This is a genomic window from Actinomadura sp. CNU-125, from assembly GCF_001942465.1.
In the GTDB taxonomy this organism is placed as follows: Bacteria; Actinomycetota; Actinomycetes; order Streptosporangiales; family Streptosporangiaceae; genus Spirillospora.
The window spans coordinates 1-16,891 of record NZ_MKJY01000096.1 but is presented as its reverse complement, the minus strand read 5'-3'; the positions used below and the strand labels follow the sequence as shown (position 1 = coordinate 16,891).

The following is a 16,891-nucleotide window of genomic DNA, read 5'->3' as shown; positions in this document are numbered from 1 at the left end:
GTCGCGCAGCCCGCCGCGGCGGCGCCCTCCAGCAGCGCGGGCGCGGGCGCGCGTCCACGGTGAGCAGCACGGACGCGCCCGCCTGGTCGAGGATGTCGCGGACGCGCGTCGCCGGCCACGTCTCGTCCGCGGGCACGTACAGGGCGCCGACCAGCTCGATCGCCAGGAACGCCGCGATCACGGCGGCGCACCGGCCGCCGCCGACCCCGACGACCTCGCCGGGCCGCACGCGCGCGTCCGCCAGCAGCGTCGCGAGGCGGCGCGCCTCCGCGGCCAGCTCCGCGTAGCCCAGCGTGCGGGCACCGTCGGCGACCGCGGGCCGGTCCCGCTCGGCGGCGAACCGCTCCACCCGGGTGATCACCGGATCGCCGAGGTCGACCTCCCGATCGCTCCGCATCCCGTGCCGGACGGCCAGGTCACGGGCCCGTCCGAGCTCGGCGGCGGGCACCGCGAGGGATTCCAGACCGGCCGGGGGGAGCAGCCGGTCGGCCGCCGGTCCACGAGCGCTCATGTTCACTCTCCGTGAGGTAGTACCGCTTCGCCGTCATCGAACGCCGACGCCCGACAATGCGGATCCATAGCTTATGTCCGGGCCCGCCGAGAAGCACCGCGCATTCTGCCCTACCCGCCGGTAAGCAGAGGGTTGCGGGGCAAGATGGGCGAAGGTACCGTGAGGCTCCGCCATGGTCAGGGTTAACTCACCCGCGGCGTTGCACGGGGGACGATGAGGGAATTGCTTCTTCATTTCAGGGTGGCAGTGTGCCGATAATCACCGCGCCGCAGGATTTCAATGTGGACGACCTTTACGTCGATCTGCGAAATGTAATCGGGCGACCACTCCTCCTCAAGTGCGAGGGCTTCAATTTCGCCGGATCGGTGAAACTCAAGGCGGCCGCCGCGATGGTGGAGGCCGCGCCCGCGACGGGCTGCTGCCGCCCGGTTCGACGATCGTGGAATCGTCCTCGGGCAACCTCGGCATCGCGCTCAGCCTCATCGCCGCCGACCGCGGCCTGAACTTCGTCTGCGTCACCGACCCCCGCTGCAACCCCGCGTCCATGCGGGTCATGCGCGCGCTCGGCGCCGAGGTGCGGGTGGTGTCGGAGACCGACGCCAACGGCGGCTTCCTGGAGAGCCGCATCCGGTACGTGCGGAACCTCGCCGACACCGACGGGTACGTCTGGCTGAACCAGTACGCCAACCGCAACAACTGGCTCGCCCACTACCGCGGCACCGCCCCCGCGATCGACCGCGAGTTCCCCGACCTGGAGGTCCTGTTCGTCGGCGCGGGCACCACCGGCACCCTGATGGGCTGCGCCCGGTACTTCCGCGAGCACCGCCGCCCGGTGACGATCGTGGCGATCGACGCCGTCGGCTCGGTCACCTTCGGCGGCGTCCCCGGCCCCCGGATGGTGCCGGGCCTCGGCACCAGCAGCCGTCCCGCGCTGGTCGACGAGTCCCTGATCGACGACGTGGTGCACGTCCCCGAGCCCGACACGATCCGGACGGCGCACGCACTGTCGTCCCGCGGGTTCCTGTTCGGCGGCTCGACCGGGACCGTCGTGTCCGGCGCGACCCGCTGGCTGGACGCCAAGTACCCGGGCGCCGACCCCGTCGCGGTCGCCATCGCGCCCGACCTCGGCGAGCGCTACCTCGACTCGCTCTACGCCGAGGGCTGGCTCCGCGAGCACTTCGCCGGACTCGTTTCCGAACCGGATTCCACCGACGCCGATATTCTCGGCGTCTGATCATCGAAGCAGAACACGGAGTTCCCATGTCGCAGGTCCCCGCATTCGCCGTGATCTCGGGCGCCCAGGTGCACGAGGCCGTCGCCGGCCGGGAGCAGCAGGTCGTCGCGATGGTGGAGGCGGCCTACCGGCTGCACGGCGAGGGACGCACGATCAACCCCGACTCGTACTTCCTGCGCTTCCCCGACCGCCCCGCGGACCGCATCATCGCGCTCCCCGCCTCCGTCGGCGGCGACGTCGGCGTGCACGGCATCAAGTGGATCTCCAGCTTCCCCGGCAACGTCGCGCAGGGCTTCCCCCGCGCGTCCGCCGTCCTCATCCTCAACGACGCCGAGACCGGCTACCCCTTCGCCTGCCTGGAGAGCTCGATCATCAGCGCGGCCCGCACCGCCGCGTCCGCCGCGCTCGCCGCCGCGTCCATCGCCGACCGGCGCGGCGACCGCCCCCGCCGCGTCGGCTTCATCGGCGGCGGCCTCATCGCCCGCTACATCCACACCTACCTCGCGGGCACCGGCTTCACCTTCGACGAACTCGCCGTGCACGACCTGTCCGCCGAGCACGCGGCCGGGTTCAAGGGCTACCTCGAACGCACGGAGAAGGGCGAGGTCACCGTCCACGACACGGCCGAGAGCCTCATCCGCGCCAGCGACCTGATCGTCTTCGCGACCGTCGCGGGCGAACCCCACGTGCACGACCCGTCCTGGTTCGCGCACGCCCCGCTCGTCCTGCACGTCTCCCTGCGCGACCTCTCCCCCGAGATCGTCCTCGACTCGTGGAACGTGGTCGACGACGTCGAGCACTGCATGAAGGCGAACACGTCCCCGCACCTGGCCGAACAGCGCGTGGGGAACCGCGACTTCGTCGCGGGCACCCTCTACGACGTCCTCACCGGCACGATCGCCCCGCCCGCCGACCGTCCGGTCGTGTTCTCCCCGTTCGGCCTCGGCGTCCTCGATCTCGCCGTCGCCCGCCACGTCTACGACGAGGTCTCCGCCTCCGGCGCCCTGCAGACCGTCCCCGGCTTCTTCCACGACCTGTCCCGCCACGGCTGACGCGAGGGCCTACCCGGCCCCCGGTCAGGCGAAGTCGGAGGTGTCCAGGTCGATTCCGAAGGGCTCGGGGAGGGGAAGGGGCTTCCCGAACGGCGCCCAGTCGGCGCGGCGGTAGTCCCCGCCTCGCGGCCCGCTGAACAGGATCGTCTTCCTCCTGTGCTGGTCCACGAGGAGATAGAAGGGGACGGCCGCCCGCGCGTAGGAGTACCGTTTGGCCTCCCTCGCCTGTTCGGGCCGTGCCCGGGTGAACTCGACCAACATCGTCGCCGCGACGTCCTCGATGGGGTTCCATGGATTTTCGCCATCGGGGAGGTCGGCGTCGCAACGGACGAAGACCCCGTCCGGGATCACGTGGTTCCTCGGACGGCCGGGGGCACTCGGCGCGATCAGGCCCGCCCTGCCGAGGAAGTCCCACTCGGCAGCGCTGCCCCGAATGATCTGGGAGACGAGTCGCGCGATCGTCCTGATTCCGCCGCCGAACGGCGTGATGAGGATCTCTCCGTCGACCAGTTCGCCGCGCAGAATCTCCGGGATGTCGCAGGCCAGGAAGTCCTCTACCAGGTGGTCGTTCGGGTGATCGATGTCGGTGCCGGACCCAGCCACCGCAGCCATGCGGGTCTCCTTCCATGCGTGGGGCCTGCGAACACGCGCCAGACCGGTCATATGGGGAGGTCAGAACTCTGCTCCCCCGTCACCGAGGAGATTATGAGCGGAACGCTACTCTTCGCCTACGGATTGTGAAATTCGCCCCTCCTCGGGGGTTCGTCTCACAGGTTCGCCGGGCGCGGCGGGACACATCCGGGCGCGGGCAAATAGTCGCGCCGGGAGTGGGCACGCTTTCCCTATGGACGAGCGATTCGAGAGGCGCGGGGACGTGCAGGAGCTCAGCGACTTCGAGCTGCGGGTCTACGAGACGGTCGCGGAGATCGACAAGGAGGGCGGCGCGGCCGACTTCGCGACGCTCGGGCAGCTGGTCGGCGGGCCCGAGGAGGACCTGTGGGCGGCGCTCGGGCACCTGGTGTCGGTGAACCACGTGCACTCGACCGACCGGGGGTACGTGCTCGGGCCGCACGACTGGGCGCCCTGACCGGCGTCCCGGTGAGCGGGAGCGGACGGGCCGGGGGCGGCCCGGGTGGACGAGCATGGTCCGCTGACCGAACAAGTGCCGGGTTCATGGAGGCCGCCGGAATGGAGCTCGTCGTCACCGAGGAGCAGCGGGAGCTGCGGGACGCGCTGCGGCGGTTCTTCGCCGACCGGTCCGCGGGCGCGGAGGTCCGGCGGCTGATGGAGACCGCCGAGGGGCACGATCCGGCCGTCTGGGGCCAGATGGCCGAGCAGCTCGGGCTGCAGGGCCTCGCGATCCCGGAGGAGCACGGCGGCGCCGGGTTCGGGATGCGGGAGCTGGCCGTGGTGTTCGAGGAGATGGGGCGCGCGCTGGTGTGCACGCCGTTCCTCGCGACGATCGTCGCGGCGGCGGGCCTCGCGGCCGGGGAGGGCGGGCACGACCTGCTGCCCGGCATCGCGGACGGCTCCACGATCGCGACGCTCGCGACGGCCGAGGACGACGGGCGCTGGGACCTCGAATCCGTGACGGCGACCGTGACGGACGGCGTCCTGACGGGCGTGAAGAGCTTCGTCCCCGACGGGCACATCGCCGACCTCCTGCTCGTCGCGGCCCGGGACGGGGACGGCGTCGCGCTGTTCGCCGTCGAGGACGCCACCGGGGTCGTCCGGTCGCCGCTGCCGACCGTCGACCAGACCCGCAAGCTCGCGCGGATCGAGTTCGACGGGACGCCGGTGCGCCGGGTGGGCGGCGCGGACGCCGTCCGGCGGGCCCTCGACACGGCGGCGGTGGCGCTGGCCGCCGAGCAGCTCGGCGGGGCGCAGCGGACGCTGGACATGACGGTCGAGTACATCAAGGTGCGCAAGCAGTTCGGGCGGGCGATCGGGTCGTTCCAGGCGGTCAAGCACCGGTGCGCGGACATGTTCGTGCTGGTGGAGTCGGCGCGGTCGGCGGTGCTGAACGCGGCGGCCGTCGCGGACGCGCGTCCGGCGGAGCTGCCCGCGGCGGCGGCGCTGGCGCAGGCGTACTGCTCGGACGCCTACCTCCACACGGCGGGCGAGGCGATCCAGCTGCACGGCGGGATCGGGTTCACCTGGGAGCACGACGCGCACCTGTACTTCAAGCGCGCGCAGGGGTCGCGGCAGCTGTTCGGCTCGTCCGACCACCATCGCGCCCGGCTCGGCGCCCTCGCGGGCATCACGGGCGCCGCCTGACGCCCTGAAGGGCCCCGCCGGGGGTTCCGGCGCCCGCGGTCGGACGGCGGACGCTCCCCGGGAATGTCGGTGCGGCGCGACATCATGACCGGCATGTTCGACGAACTGGACGGCGTCCCCTGGGCCTCTTTCGAGCACGCGTACGGGTCGGCCGCGGAGGTCCCGGAGCTGCTGCGCGGCATGGTCTCCGCCGACGAGGACGAACGCGAGATCGCGCTCGACGGCTTCTTCATGGCCGTCCACCATCAGGGCGACGTCTACGACTGCACGCGCGCGGCGATTCCGTTCCTGCTGGAGATCGTCGACGCGGGCGGCGTGCCGGGACGGGGCGGGGTGCTGGAGCTGCTCGGGAGCATCGGCGACTCGGGCGACGCGCCCGCCACGGCCGCCGTGGTCGCCGCGACCCCGGTGTTCCTCGGCCTGCTCGGCGATCCCGATCCCGAGGTCCGCGGCGGCGCGCTGCGCGCGCTCGCCGTCTGCGGGGCGCGCTCGTCCGAGATCGTCCCCACGCTGCGGCGGCTGCTCGCGGACGAACCCGACGCGGGCGTCCGGCGGGCCGCCGTCGAGGTCGCCGCGGAACTCGCGACCGACGGCGGCCCGACCGAGATCCTCGACGGCACGGGCGACCCCGGCTCGCGGCTGGCCGCGCTGACCGCCCGGGGTCCGGAGCGGCTCGGCGCCCGCGGACGGGCGGACGGCCCGGCACGCGCTCGCGCTGATCGACGCGCTGGTCGCCGGCGGCGGGCGCGCCCCGGGCGCGGGACGAGCGGCCCGCGACGCCGACACTGACGGGGAACCTTCGGGTGCTGGGGGCCGAGGCGGGGCGCGGGCGGCGCGTCCCGGAACTCGGCGAGCTGGTCGGGAAGATCGGCCTGGCGCTCGGCGACCGCCGCGCCGAACGCGTCGAGCTGGTCGAGGGGCTGCTCCGGGCGCCCGACCGGGAGCGGCGCGCCTACGGGCTGCACGCGGCGGGCGTCCTGCTCCGGAGCCTGCGCGGCCCGTACGGGGACGTCGTCGCGCTGGCCGGGCGGCTGCTGGCCGACCCGGAACCCCGCGTGTCCGGGGCCGCGGTCGGGGTGTTCCGGGATCTGTTCGAGCTCGCCGCGCCCGCGGCCGACGACCTGGCCGCGTTCCTCGCGGACGCCCCGCGCGTCCGGCGGCAGGGCGAGGACCGGCACGAGGGCTGGATCACCGTCTACCCGTCCGGCCTGCCGAGCGTCGGCGGGGCCCTGACGGCGCTGGCGCGGCTCGGCGACGTGCGGGCGCTGCCGCCGCTGCGGTGGGCGCTGGAACTCGACGAACCGCCGGACGACATCGGCGTCCTGCGCGGCCTCGGCGAACGGGCCGCGGAACTCGTCCCGCTGATCCGGCGGCGGTTGCGGGACCTGCCCGCGCAGCAGGGGTTCGACCACCGGCGCTTCGGGCTCGCCGGGGCGCTGGGGCGGCTCGGCCCGGCGGCGGCCGCGGCGGTCCCGGAGCTGGTCGCGCTCCTGCGCGACGATCCCGGCTCGTCCGCGCACCACGCGCTGCGCCGGCTCGGCCGTGCGGCGGCGGACGGCGGGACGATCCCGGTGCTGCGCGCGATGCTCGCGGACGGGCCGCACCGGGTGGCCGCCGCCCGACGCTGTGGGCCGTCGAGGGCGACGCGGACGCCGACCTGCCCGTGCTGCTGCCGAGGGGTCGGCGGCGGCGTCCGAGGGGCTGGCGGAGCTGGGGCGCCGGGCGCCCGGCCGCCGGGCTCCTGCGCGCCACGACGGCGTCCGCCGGCACGGGACCGGGCGCGATGTGGCAGCGGCTCCGCGCGGCCGAGGCGCTGTGGCGGGTCGAGGGCGACGTCGCGGGCGCGCTGCCGGTGCTGCGGGCGGCGTGGGCGGAGAACCCGCACGTCCGGATCCATGTCGCGCGCGTGCTCGGCGAGATGGGCCCGGCGGCGAAGGAGGCGGCACCGCTGCCGGAGGAGGAGCTGCGCCGGGCATGGCGCCACAACCACTCCCCCGACGGCTACTCCGATCACGAGGTCGACGACGACGAGAAGCTGCTGGCCGCGTGCGCGGCCGCGTTGCGAAAGATCGGCGGATAGGCGAACAATGCCGGTCATGGACGGGCGACGGGCGAGCGGAACGATGTTCGGGCTGGCGTACGGGGACTCCCTGGGCGCGCCGACCGAGTTCCTCGACATGAAGCAGATCCTGCGGCGGTTCGGCCCGGACGGGCCGACGCAGCTCAACGGCGATCCGGCGCTCGTCACCGACGACACGCAGATGACGATCGCGGTCGGGCTCGGGCTGCGGGACGCGCTGGCGAACCCGCCGTTCACGCCCGAGCTGGTCGCGCCGATGTGGCGGCGCCGGTTCGTCGACTGGCTGCGCAGCCCCGACAACAACCGCGCGCCCGGCCACACGTGCCTGCGGGCGTGCGCCGGGCTGGAGGAAAACCGGCCGTGGGTGGAGGCGACCGTGCACGGGTCCAAGGGGTGCGGCGCCAACATGCGGGTCGCACCGGTCGGGCTGGCCCCGGGGCTGACGGACGAGACGCGCGCCGGGGCGTCCCAGCTCCAGGCGGCGATGACGCACGGGCATCCGACGGGGCTGGCGGCGAGCGAGCTGACGGCGTTCGCCGTCCGGTGGCTGGCCGACGGCATGGCCCCGGCGGACCTGCCGGGCGCCCTCCTCGACCGGTGCGCCGGGCAGCGGGCCGTCTACCACGGGCGGTGGCTCGGGACGCTGTGGGAGCGGCCCGGCATGACCGACCCGGAGACGTTCATCGCGCGCGGCTGGGACGAGTGCCGGAAGGTGCTGGAGCGGCTGGTGGACGCCGTGGCGCGCGGCGACCGGACGTCCGATCCGTGCGAGTCCACGGGCGGGGGCTGGGTCGCCGAGGAGGCCCTCGCGACCGGTCTGCTGTGTTTCCTGCTGTTCCCGGACGATCCGGTGCGCGCGATCTGGCGCGGGGCCGCGAGCTCGGGCGACTCCGACTCGATCGCGAGCCTGGCGGGCGCGTTCGCGGGCGCGCACCTCGGGATGGAGGCCTGGCCGGACGAGTGGGCGGGCCGCATCGAGTACGCGGACGAGCTGGCCGGGCTCGGCGCCGCGTGGGACTGACGGGGGGCTGAAGCGACGATGCACGAGCTGTTCTGGTTCGACGTCGGGCAGTACGAGCGGCACCGCGTCGAGTTCTTCTTCGACCGCATGTGGGCCCGCGTGAAGATTTCCGTGGACGGGGAGGTGGTCCTGACGAAGCGGATGCTTCTCGCCTGGCGGAAGACGGAGCGTTTCCAGTTCACCGTCGGCCATGAGGAGCGGCACGAGGTCGTGATCGACAAGACGCGCAAGACGTTCGCCCCGGGCTTCCGCCCGTCGACCTACCGGGTGTTCGCCGACGGCGTCTTCCTGTTCACCCTCGAAGGGCAGGGCTGAGGCTAGGACGCCGTCCAGCCGGTGAGGCGGTCGACGGTGATCGTGATGACGGGGCCTTCGGGCGGATTCTCCCGGTACTGGCGGTAGCGGGCGGCGAGGAGGCGGGCGGGTCCGCGGACGCAGTCGGGGTCCTCGACGACGCGGGCGCGGCCGTCCGCGCGGACCCACCACAGGCGCGTCCAGTCGTCGTCGTAGTGGTCGGCGAGCAGCGCGACGTGCGGGTTCGCGCGGATGTTGGCCAGCCTGCGCAGGTCGCGGGTGCTTTTCGGCTTGTGGTCGACGGCGATGTGGACGGCGCCCCGGTGCAGCGCGAACGTCACCGGGACCAGGTGCGGGCGGCCGTCCTCCCCGACCGTCGCGAGGCGCGCGACGGGCGCGTCCGCGAGCAGGCGAAGCGCGTCGTCCACCGGCATCTTCGGCACACGCGCAGCGTGTCACACCGCGCGCCGGCGCGCCACGCCCGCCCGGACGCGTCAGTCCTGGAAGTCCGGCGGGCGGTTCTCCTTGCGCGCCTTGATCGACTCCTCGAAGTTCTGGGTGGTGAGGCGGACGAACAGCTGCCCGAGGCCCTCGTGGTTCATGTGGGCGTCGAGGCTGCCCGCGTCCAGGCCGCCCCACAGCATCCGCTTGGTCAGCTCGACGCCGGGGCGGCTGAACCCCGCGATGCGTTCGGCGAGGTCGAGGGACGCGTCGAGGAGTTCGCCGCCGGGGAGCACGCGGGAGACGAGGCCGATGCGCTCGGCTTCGGCGGCGTCGACGTCCCGTCCGGACAGCATGATCTCGAAGGCGCGGGAGGAGCCGATGGCGCGCGGCAGCAGGTAGCCGAGGCCCAGTTCGGCGGCGGTGAGGCCGTTGTTGATCCCGGCGGCGCGGAACACGGCGGTGTCGGCGGCGAGCCGGACGTCGGCGGCGACGCTCAGGCAGAACCCGCCGCCGATCGCCGGGCCGTTGACGGCGGCGATCACCGGCTGGTGGACGCGGCGCATCGCGCGGACGACGTCGTCGAGCAGCTCCATCGAGCGCAGCGCGATCGTCGACAGGGTGAGGCCGTCGATGTCGGGGGGCGGCCCCGGTGACTCCAGGTCGGCGCCGGAGCAGAAGCCGCGGCCCGCGCCGGTGATCACGACCGCCCGGGTGTCGTTGTCGCGGCTGGCCGCCTCCAGGGCCTCGCGGAACGGGACCATCACGTCGAACGCCATCGCGTTCATCCGCTCGGGCCGGTTGAGGGTGATCTGCGTGACGCGCTCGCGCGGCTTGCCGGTCAGGACGAGACCCATGGGACCCCTTTCGACGCGTACCTAGCAAGCGTTAGGTTACAAGCGGCGGGAACTCCGGCGGCGTCAGCCCCCGCTCGACGACCTTCGCCAGCTCGTCGTCCGTCAGCACCCGCGGCTCCCCGATCGTCTTCGCCCGGACGTACACGCCGCACAGCCACTCCAGCAGCCGCGCGTTCTCGAACGCCTCGTCCAGGTCGCCGCCGATCGCGACGCCGCCGTGGTTGGCCATCAGCGCGGCCCGCTTGCCGCCCGCCATGGCCGTCCGGACGTTCTCCGCCAGCTCGGGCGTCCCGTACGTCGCGTACTCGGCGACCTTCACGACGCCGCCCAGCAGCAGCGTGTTGTAGTGGATCGGCGGCAGCTCGGTCATGGTCGTCGCGACCACCGCGCCGTACGTCGAATGCGTGTGGACGATCGCCGCCGCGGGCGTCGCACCGTACAGCGCGAGGTGCATCGGCGTCTCCGACGACGGCGCCCGCTCCCCCTCGACGAGCCGCCCCGCGACGTCCACGACCGGACAGTCCCGCGGCCGCATCCGGTCGAGCATCATCCCGCCGGGCGTGACCGCCACCAGATCGCCCGAACGGACGCTGACATTGCCGGACGCGCCCGTCACCAGGCCCGTCTCGGCCAGCCTGCGGCCCACCGCGCACAGTGCGGCCCGCTCCTCCTCCAGCACCATGTGAACACCTCTCACTTTCACCGGTCGTCAGGGCGTACGCTACGGGCCTGACGATCATTAGGGAGCGCGGTTATGACCGTCGTCACGCTCGGCGCCCACATTCTGGACGTGCTGGCACGCCCCGTCGAGGGCATCCCGGCCGGCCAGGACACGGTCGTCGTCGAGGAGATCCGGGCGACCGCCGCGGGCGCCGCCGCCGGGACCGCGGTGGCGCTGGCCAGGCTCGGCAACGAGGTCGTCTCGGTCGGCGCCATCGGCGACGACGACCTCGGCGACCTGCTCGTCGCGATCATGAACCGGAACCGGGTGGACGTCACCGGGCTCGTCCGCCGCACCGCCGACCAGACCAGCGCGTCCGTCCTGCCGATCCGCGGCGACGGCGGGCGCCCCAGCTTCCACGTCCCGGGCGCGAACCTGACGCTCACCCCCGCGGCCGTCGAACGCGGCCTGCTCGTCGCCGCGGACGCCGTCCACCTCGGCGGCCCCGACGTCACGTTCGGCCTGAACGACCCGGCGTTCTTCGCGATGCTCACCGCCGCGCGGGCCGGCGGCACGATCGTCACGATGGACCTGCTGTCGAACCTGCCCGACCTGCTCAAGGGCGCCGCCGCGTTCCTCCCGCACGTCGACCACGTCCTGCCGAACCTGGAGCAGGCCACCGCCATCACCGGCGAGACCGACCCGGAGAAGGCCGCGCTCGCCCTGCGCGCCGAAGGCCCCGCGTCCGTCGTCGTCACCATGGGCGGGGACGGCAGCCTGCTCGCGACCGCCCGCGGCGTGCGGCACCTGCCCGCGCTGCCCGTCGACGTCGTCGACACCACCGGATGCGGCGACGCGTACTGCGCGGGATTCGTCACCGCGCTCGTCCGGTCTCACGATGTGGACGAGGCCGCCCGGTGGGGGACGGCCGCCGCCGCGACCGTCGCCCAGGGGCTCGGCTCCGACGCGGGCCTCACCGACCTGGACGCGGTCCTGGCGCTGCTGGACTAGATCTTCTGCGCGCGGCCCTCCCAATACGGGTCGCGGAGCAGCCGCTTGTAGAGCTTGCCGGTCGGGGTGCGCGGCATCGCGTCGACGAAGTCGACCGACCGCGGCGCCTTGTACCCGGCCAGCTTGTCCCGCACGTGCGCGATCAGCTCGCCGGTGAGGGCGTCCGACGGCTCGAACCCGTCGCCGAGCTCCACCGCCGCCTTCACCTGCTCGCCGAACTCCTCGTCGGGAATGCCGAACACGGCGACGTCCCGGACCGCCGGATGGGTGATCAGCACGCCCTCGATCTCCGCCGGGTAGATGTTCACCCCGCCGCTGATGATCATGTCGATGGCCCGGTCGGCGAGGAACAGGTAACCGTCCTCGTCGAGGTAGCCGACGTCCCCGGTGGTGAACAGGCCGTCGGCACGATGGATCGAGCGGGTCTTCTCCTCGTCGCCCCAGTACTCGACGTCCTCGCCGCCGACGTACCGGAACCACAGCTTCCCGGCCTCCCCGGCCGCCGCGGGCTCGCCGTCCTCGCGCAGCACGTGCACCTCGGTCATCGGCAGCGGACGCCCCACGCTGCCCGGCCGCTCCAGCCACTCCCCCGCCGTGATCACGCTGTTCACCGCCGACTCCGTGGAGCCGTAGTACTCGTGCACGACCGGGCCGAACCACTCGATCATCCGGCGCTTGATCTCCGGCGAGCACGGCGCCGCGCCGTGCCACACCGACACGAGGCTCGACCCGTCGAACGCGGCGCGCACGTCCGGGTCCAGACGCAGCAACCGGACGAACTGGGTCGGCACCAGGTGCACGTTCGTGATCCGGTGCTCGTCGATCAGCCGGAGCGTCGCGGCGGCGTCGAAGTCGCGGCGCATCACCACCGAGCGGCCGCCCAGCAGGAACGCCTGCGACCACAGCCACTGCGCCGAGTGGTACACCGGCCCGACCAGCAAGGACCGGCCGCCCTCGGGTATCTGCAGGATCTCCCCGAACCCGTCCGCGACCAGCTTGGACGTCTCGATCGGCGCGCCCGCGCCCAGCTGCTTGCGCGACACCCCCTTCGGCCGTCCCGTCGTGCCGGACGTGTAGATCATCGGCGCGCCCATGCTCTGATCGGGCACCTCGCCCGCCGAACCGGACGCGACGAACTCCTCGTACGGGGCGAACCCGTCGATCGGACCGCCGATCGCGACGCGCGCGTCGAGCGCCGGCCCGTCCGCCCCCTCGCGGGCGACGCCGCCGAACGCGTCCTCGGAGAACAGGGCCCGCGCGCCCGAGTCCGCGAGGACGTACCGCAGCTCGTCGGCCGTCCAGTGCCAGTTGACCAGCACGAACCGCAGGCCGATGTGCCCGGCGGCGCACATCAGCTCGAAGTACTCGCGCCGGTTGCCCGAGTGGATCGCGATCGCGTCCCCCACCCCCAGCCCGAGCGCGCGCAGCGCGTGGGCGAGCCGGTCGGTCCGCTCGTTCAGTTCGCGCCAGCCGATGGACCCCCGTTCGTCGGTCAGCGCGGGCTCGTCGGGACGTGTCTCGGCGTACGGTCGGAGCAGAACGGCCATCGGCCACCTCCTGGGGACGCGACTCGGGTCACAGAATGCGATTCTAGAAACCGGTGCCCAGGAAAGACAGAGCAAAAAGCGTCGGCCTCCGCTCCGCTACGGCCGCCGCCGCATCCAAGCCCCACACGCCCCAAGCCACACCGCCACGACCGCCGCCGCGCAGTCACACGCCCTGACCCACGCCGCCACGACCGCCGCCGCGCCCAAGCAGCCACACTCCCCGAGCCGTGCCGCTACGGCCGTGGCCGTGGCCGTGCAAGAAACGCGCCTCGCGCAAGTCGCGGCGCTACGGCGCCCCTGTGTCCAAGCACCCAACGCGGCCCGAGCCGCTCCACTGCGGCCGCCGTCCTGCCGAGCAAGAAGCGCGTCCCGCGCAGTCGGGCCGGCCGCGCGGGTTGTTGGGGCGGGCTACCCCGTCGGGCGGCGTGGACCGGGGCTCATGAGGTTTGGACGAGGCCGGTGGTCAGGACGGCTTCGGCGGCGCTCACCAGTTGTTCGAGGCGGTAGACCTCGGTGCGGTGGAACGGCGGCGCCATCGTCCGGGCGACGACCAGCACGACCCTGCCCCCGGCGAGCGGGCAGATGGCGTACTCCACGCCGTCCGGCGCGGTGAACGCGCGCGGGCGCAGCGGGTCCAACGGCGGCAGGCCGCCCTGGGCCGTGCGGCCGAGGCTGGCGTGCGCGAGCACGGCCTCGCCGTCGGCGGTCGGCTCGGCGAGGCAGGCCCAGTCGGCGCTGAGCACGCCCGGGACGGCGTCCGCGAGGATCTGCGGGCCGCGGTCCGGGACGGCGGCGACCTGCCCGATCACGGCGGCGTCCGGGTGGACGCCGGCGGGTTCGACGGTCGGCCACACGCCGACGATCTCCACTCCGGGGACCGAGCCGAGGCCGTCCTGCAGCCGTTCGATCCCCGCACCGGCGGGCCAAGCCACGACGAAGTCGTCCAGTGCGCGCCCGTTGTCGCGTTCCAGCACGCACATCTGGACGACGTCGGCGCCGCCCGCGCCCAGCGTGCGCGCCACCTGGCCCAGCGATCCCGGGCGGTCGGGCAGTCTTACGCGTATCCGCAGCATCGCGGTCACCTCCTGTCCGCATTCGTCCATACGGGTGCTACGGACCCGTATCCCTCGTGTTACCCACCGATGAAGGGATCGAGCGGGAGACTCGGGAAGTTCGGTGCTGGAATGCCGGGTCGGGGTCAAACTAGAGTTCACGGAAGGTCAACTGCGCTCTATCGCCTCACCATTAAGGGTCACTGCAACGTGTCGAGCGACGGGGAAGAACCGGACGACGCGGCGTTCCGCGCCGAGGTCAGGGACGCCCTCGCGGGGCTGTCCGCGCGGCTCGACCGCGAGCACGAGCGGGCCGCGCACCGCGAGTCCGTCATCGACCGTCTCCACGAGGAGAACCAGCGGCTGCGGCGGGGCGAGCTGCACGCGATGCTGGAGCCGGTCCGGGTCGCGCTGTACCGGGTGCACGACCAGGCCCGGCGGCTGGCGACCGCGGACGCCGGCACGGCGGGCCTGCTGGACGCGCTGGCCGACGACGTCGCGGACGCGCTCGCCCGGCTCGGCGTCGAGCGGTTCCGGGCGGAGCCCGGCCAGCCCTACGACCCGTCCCGGCACCGGCCCGTCGCGGTCGCCGCGGTCGGGCCCGGACGGCACGACACCGTCGTCGAGGCGAGGTCGGACGGGTTCGAGGAGGGCGGCCGGGTGCTGCGCAAGGCGGCCGTCAGCGTGGGGCGCCACGAGGCGAACGGGGCGCCGGAACCGGCGGACGAGGCGGAAGAGATCGTCAGTTCCGGGTCAAGCCGCCACGGTGCGGCCGGGCCCGACGAGACCATGAACAACTCGACTCGGGACCGATAGGTGAGAGAGACATGGCCGTCTACGGCATCGACCTGGGAACCACGTACTCCTGCATCGCCGCGATCGACGACGTGGGGCGGCCCGCGGTCCTGCGGAACCTGGAAGGCACCGACACGACGCCGTCGGTCGTGTACTTCGAGAGCGGCGAGAACGTCGTGGTGGGCGCGACCGCGAAGGACACCGCGGTGCTGGAGCCCGCCAACGTCGTCAGCCTGATCAAGCGGGACATGGGACGGGACGTGACGCGGCCCATGCACGGGATCGACTTCACGCCCGAGGAGCTGTCGGCGTTCATCCTGCTGAAGCTCGCGACGGACGCGCGCACGACGACGGGCGAGGACGCGCGCGACGTCGTCGTGACGGTCCCGGCGTACTTCGGCGCGGCGGAGCGGGACGCGACGCGCAAGGCGGGACGGATCGCCGGGCTGAACGTGATCGACATCGTGTCGGAGCCGATCGCGGCGGCGATCAACTACGGGGTGCTGAACCCCGACGTGGACCGGACGATCCTGGTGTACGACCTCGGCGGCGGCACGTTCGACACGACGGTGATCACGCTGCGGGAGGGGCACATCGAGGTGGTGTGCACCGACGGCGACCACGAGCTGGGCGGCGCCGACTGGGACGCGCGGCTGGTGGAGCACCTGGCGGAGCGGTTCCGCGCGGAGCATCCGGGCGCGGGCGACCCGCTGGACGATCCGCAGACCGAGCAGCAGCTGCGGCGGGACGCCGAGGACGCGAAGAAGGCGCTGACGACGCGGACGGCGCACACCGTCCGGGTGATGCACGGCGGGCGCGTCGCGGCCGTCGAGGTGACGCGGGAGAAGCTGGAGGAGCTGACCAGGGACCTCCTCGACCGGACCGTGGAGATCACCGGGCGGACGCTGTCGGCGGCGGCCGACAAGGGCGTCCACGACTACGACGACCTGGTGCTGGTGGGCGGGTCGACGAAGATGCCGGTGGTGGCGGCGCGGCTGGAGACCGAGCTGGGCATCGTCCCCCGGCTGCAGGATCCCGACCTGGCGGTGGCGAAGGGCGCGGCGCTGTACGCGTTCGAGGAGACCTACCGGCGGCTGGTGCGGGAGGGCGCGGCGGAGCGCGCGGCGGACATGGCGATCCGGGCGGGGCTGTCGGCCGAGCAGCAGAAGCAGATCGCGGGACGGCGGATCCGGACGGTCGCGTCGCACGCGTTCGGGATCGTCGTGGTGGACCGCGACAGCGGCGACGAGAGCGTCGCGCAGCTGGTGCACGCGAACGACGAGCTGCCCGCGGCGAAGACCGAGGACTTCTTCACCGTCTACGACGACCAGACGTCGGCCGACATCCGGGTGATGGAGCAGGCCGGGAGCGTCGAGTCGCCGGAGCTCGGCGACAACAACGAGATCGCGACCGGGGAGATCCGGGTGCCGCCGGGCAAGAAGGCGGGCTGGCCGGTCGAGGTGACGTTCGCGCTCGACTCGTCCGGGCTGCTGAACGTGACGGCGGTGGAGAAGGAGACCGGCGAGCGGCTCGACCTGAAGGTCGACGTCGGCCGCATGTCGGAGGAGGAGGTCGAGCGTTCGCGGAAGGCCCTCTCCCGGGTCAGGGTGAGCTGAGGACCGGCGGCGCCGTGACGTTCGACGAGGAGTACCGGCGGGACGTGCTGGAGGCCGCGCGGGCCGCGGGCGACCGGCCGCCCGAGGACCTGCGCGCCGGTACGCGCTGCCCGACCCGCTGGACCCCGACGCCGTCGCGGCGCGCGTCCGGGAGGTGCGGCAGTGCTGGCGGCGGGCGCGCGGGCAGCTGAAGTACCGGACGCTGGTCGACCGGTTGGAGGCCGAGCACCGGACGCTCGCGCGCTGTTCGCCGCGCCGAGCGCGGCGACTGCGGGGGCTCGCGGACCGGCTGCACGGCGGGACGGAGCGGGCGCAGCGGCGCCGGGCGGGGACGCGGGCGCGGCTGGTGGACGCGGCGGGCGCGCGCGGCTGGTGACGCCCGGCGAGGTCGCGCGATCGCGCGGGCGGGGGCGATGACGGCGGACGAGCTGGCGCGGCTGGC

General features: G+C 73.5%; 19 protein-coding genes. 12 read left to right on the top strand and 7 right to left on the bottom strand.

The features are described from left to right. Positions 1–511 (bottom strand): AMP-binding protein (locus tag BJF79_RS12645; protein WP_262401932.1); only part of this gene is annotated, 511 nt, incomplete at its 3' end. Between the two features lie 439 nt (positions 512–950). Here BJF79_RS12645 and BJF79_RS12640 point away from each other — a divergent pair. Both BJF79_RS12640 and sbnB read left to right on the top strand, forming a co-directional pair. Then, the gene (locus BJF79_RS12640) at positions 951–1,745 is read left to right on the top strand and encodes a pyridoxal-phosphate dependent enzyme (RefSeq protein WP_262401931.1); all 795 of its coding nucleotides are present in this window, start codon (positions 951–953) and stop codon (positions 1,743–1,745) included. A 26-nt stretch (positions 1,746–1,771) separates the two neighbouring features. Then, on the top strand, positions 1,772–2,797 hold the full coding sequence (gene sbnB, locus BJF79_RS12635; RefSeq protein WP_075897280.1) for a 2,3-diaminopropionate biosynthesis protein SbnB: 1,026 nt from the start codon (positions 1,772–1,774) through the stop codon (positions 2,795–2,797). A 24-nt stretch (positions 2,798–2,821) separates the two neighbouring features. Here sbnB and BJF79_RS12630 read toward each other — a convergent pair whose 3' ends face one another. Next, a complete protein-coding gene (locus BJF79_RS12630; RefSeq protein WP_075897278.1) occupies positions 2,822–3,409 on the bottom strand; it encodes a Uma2 family endonuclease in 588 nt (195 codons plus the stop codon). A 262-nt stretch (positions 3,410–3,671) separates the two neighbouring features. Here BJF79_RS12630 and BJF79_RS12625 point away from each other — a divergent pair, with 262 nt between their 5' ends. The 5 genes from BJF79_RS12625 to BJF79_RS12605 all read left to right on the top strand — a co-directional run bounded on the left by BJF79_RS12625 (position 3,672) and on the right by BJF79_RS12605 (position 8,490). Then, complete coding sequence (locus tag BJF79_RS12625) at positions 3,672–3,884, top strand: hypothetical protein (protein ID WP_262401930.1); 213 nt, start codon at positions 3,672–3,674, stop codon at positions 3,882–3,884. Positions 3,885–3,970: 86 nt separating this feature from the next. Next, positions 3,971–5,074: an acyl-CoA dehydrogenase family protein gene (locus BJF79_RS12620; RefSeq protein WP_262401929.1), complete on the top strand. Its 1,104-nt coding sequence runs from the start codon at positions 3,971–3,973 to the stop codon at positions 5,072–5,074. A gap of 69 nt (positions 5,075–5,143) precedes the next feature. Next, positions 5,144–5,863: a HEAT repeat domain-containing protein gene (locus BJF79_RS50820; RefSeq protein WP_158079158.1), complete on the top strand. Its 720-nt coding sequence runs from the start codon at positions 5,144–5,146 to the stop codon at positions 5,861–5,863. Positions 5,864–5,877: 14 nt separating this feature from the next. Further along, the gene (locus tag BJF79_RS59620) at positions 5,878–8,175 is read left to right on the top strand and encodes an ADP-ribosylglycohydrolase family protein (RefSeq protein WP_262401928.1); all 2,298 of its coding nucleotides are present in this window, start codon (positions 5,878–5,880) and stop codon (positions 8,173–8,175) included. An 18-nt stretch (positions 8,176–8,193) separates the two neighbouring features. Beyond that, complete coding sequence (locus BJF79_RS12605; protein WP_075897272.1) at positions 8,194–8,490, top strand: hypothetical protein; 297 nt, start codon at positions 8,194–8,196, stop codon at positions 8,488–8,490. Between the two features lie 2 nt (positions 8,491–8,492). Here BJF79_RS12605 and BJF79_RS12600 read toward each other — a convergent pair whose 3' ends face one another. Genes BJF79_RS12600 through BJF79_RS12590 form a run of 3 tightly spaced genes read right to left on the bottom strand, consistent with a single transcriptional unit; the run spans position 8,493 to position 10,449 of the window. Further along, the gene (locus tag BJF79_RS12600) at positions 8,493–8,903 is read right to left on the bottom strand and encodes a TIGR03668 family PPOX class F420-dependent oxidoreductase (RefSeq protein WP_075897284.1); all 411 of its coding nucleotides are present in this window, start codon (positions 8,901–8,903) and stop codon (positions 8,493–8,495) included. Positions 8,904–8,963: 60 nt separating this feature from the next. Then, on the bottom strand, positions 8,964–9,767 hold the full coding sequence (locus BJF79_RS12595; RefSeq protein ID WP_075897270.1) for an enoyl-CoA hydratase: 804 nt from the start codon (positions 9,765–9,767) through the stop codon (positions 8,964–8,966). A gap of 31 nt (positions 9,768–9,798) precedes the next feature. Beyond that, positions 9,799–10,449: a class II aldolase/adducin family protein gene (locus BJF79_RS12590; protein ID WP_075897268.1), complete on the bottom strand. Its 651-nt coding sequence runs from the start codon at positions 10,447–10,449 to the stop codon at positions 9,799–9,801. 72 nt (positions 10,450–10,521) lie between these two features. Between BJF79_RS12590 and BJF79_RS12585 the strand changes: the two genes are divergently transcribed. Further along, positions 10,522–11,439: a carbohydrate kinase family protein gene (locus BJF79_RS12585; RefSeq protein ID WP_075897266.1), complete on the top strand. Its 918-nt coding sequence runs from the start codon at positions 10,522–10,524 to the stop codon at positions 11,437–11,439. On the opposite strand, the gene BJF79_RS12580 is transcribed toward BJF79_RS12585, so the two are convergent. Both BJF79_RS12580 and BJF79_RS12575 read right to left on the bottom strand, forming a co-directional pair. Then, positions 11,436–12,986 carry an AMP-binding protein gene (locus tag BJF79_RS12580; RefSeq protein WP_075897264.1) on the bottom strand — a complete coding sequence of 517 codons (1,551 nt, stop codon included), beginning with the start codon at positions 12,984–12,986 and terminating at the stop codon, positions 11,436–11,438. The two genes, BJF79_RS12585 and BJF79_RS12580, sit on opposite strands and share 4 nt — an antisense overlap. A gap of 437 nt (positions 12,987–13,423) precedes the next feature. After that, on the bottom strand, positions 13,424–14,059 hold the full coding sequence (locus tag BJF79_RS12575; RefSeq protein WP_075897282.1) for an amino acid-binding protein: 636 nt from the start codon (positions 14,057–14,059) through the stop codon (positions 13,424–13,426). Positions 14,060–14,248: 189 nt separating this feature from the next. Here BJF79_RS12575 and grpE point away from each other — a divergent pair, with 189 nt between their 5' ends. The 4 genes from grpE to BJF79_RS57205 are packed head-to-tail and all read left to right on the top strand — an operon-like array spanning position 14,249 to position 16,825. Continuing rightward, entirely contained in the window at positions 14,249–14,854 is a 606-nt protein-coding gene (grpE, locus tag BJF79_RS12570) for a nucleotide exchange factor GrpE (RefSeq protein ID WP_075897262.1), read from the top strand. 11 nt (positions 14,855–14,865) lie between these two features. Further along, complete coding sequence (locus BJF79_RS12565; RefSeq protein ID WP_075897260.1) at positions 14,866–16,449, top strand: Hsp70 family protein; 1,584 nt, start codon at positions 14,866–14,868, stop codon at positions 16,447–16,449. A 14-nt stretch (positions 16,450–16,463) separates the two neighbouring features. Continuing rightward, positions 16,464–16,640, top strand: a complete 177-nt coding sequence (locus BJF79_RS57210; protein WP_187356993.1) for a hypothetical protein — start codon at positions 16,464–16,466, stop codon at positions 16,638–16,640. After that, a complete protein-coding gene (locus BJF79_RS57205) occupies positions 16,604–16,825 on the top strand; it encodes a hypothetical protein (RefSeq protein WP_075897258.1) in 222 nt (73 codons plus the stop codon). The genes BJF79_RS57210 and BJF79_RS57205 overlap by 37 nt, the downstream gene beginning before the upstream one ends. The last annotated feature ends 66 nt before the right edge of the window (positions 16,826–16,891 follow it).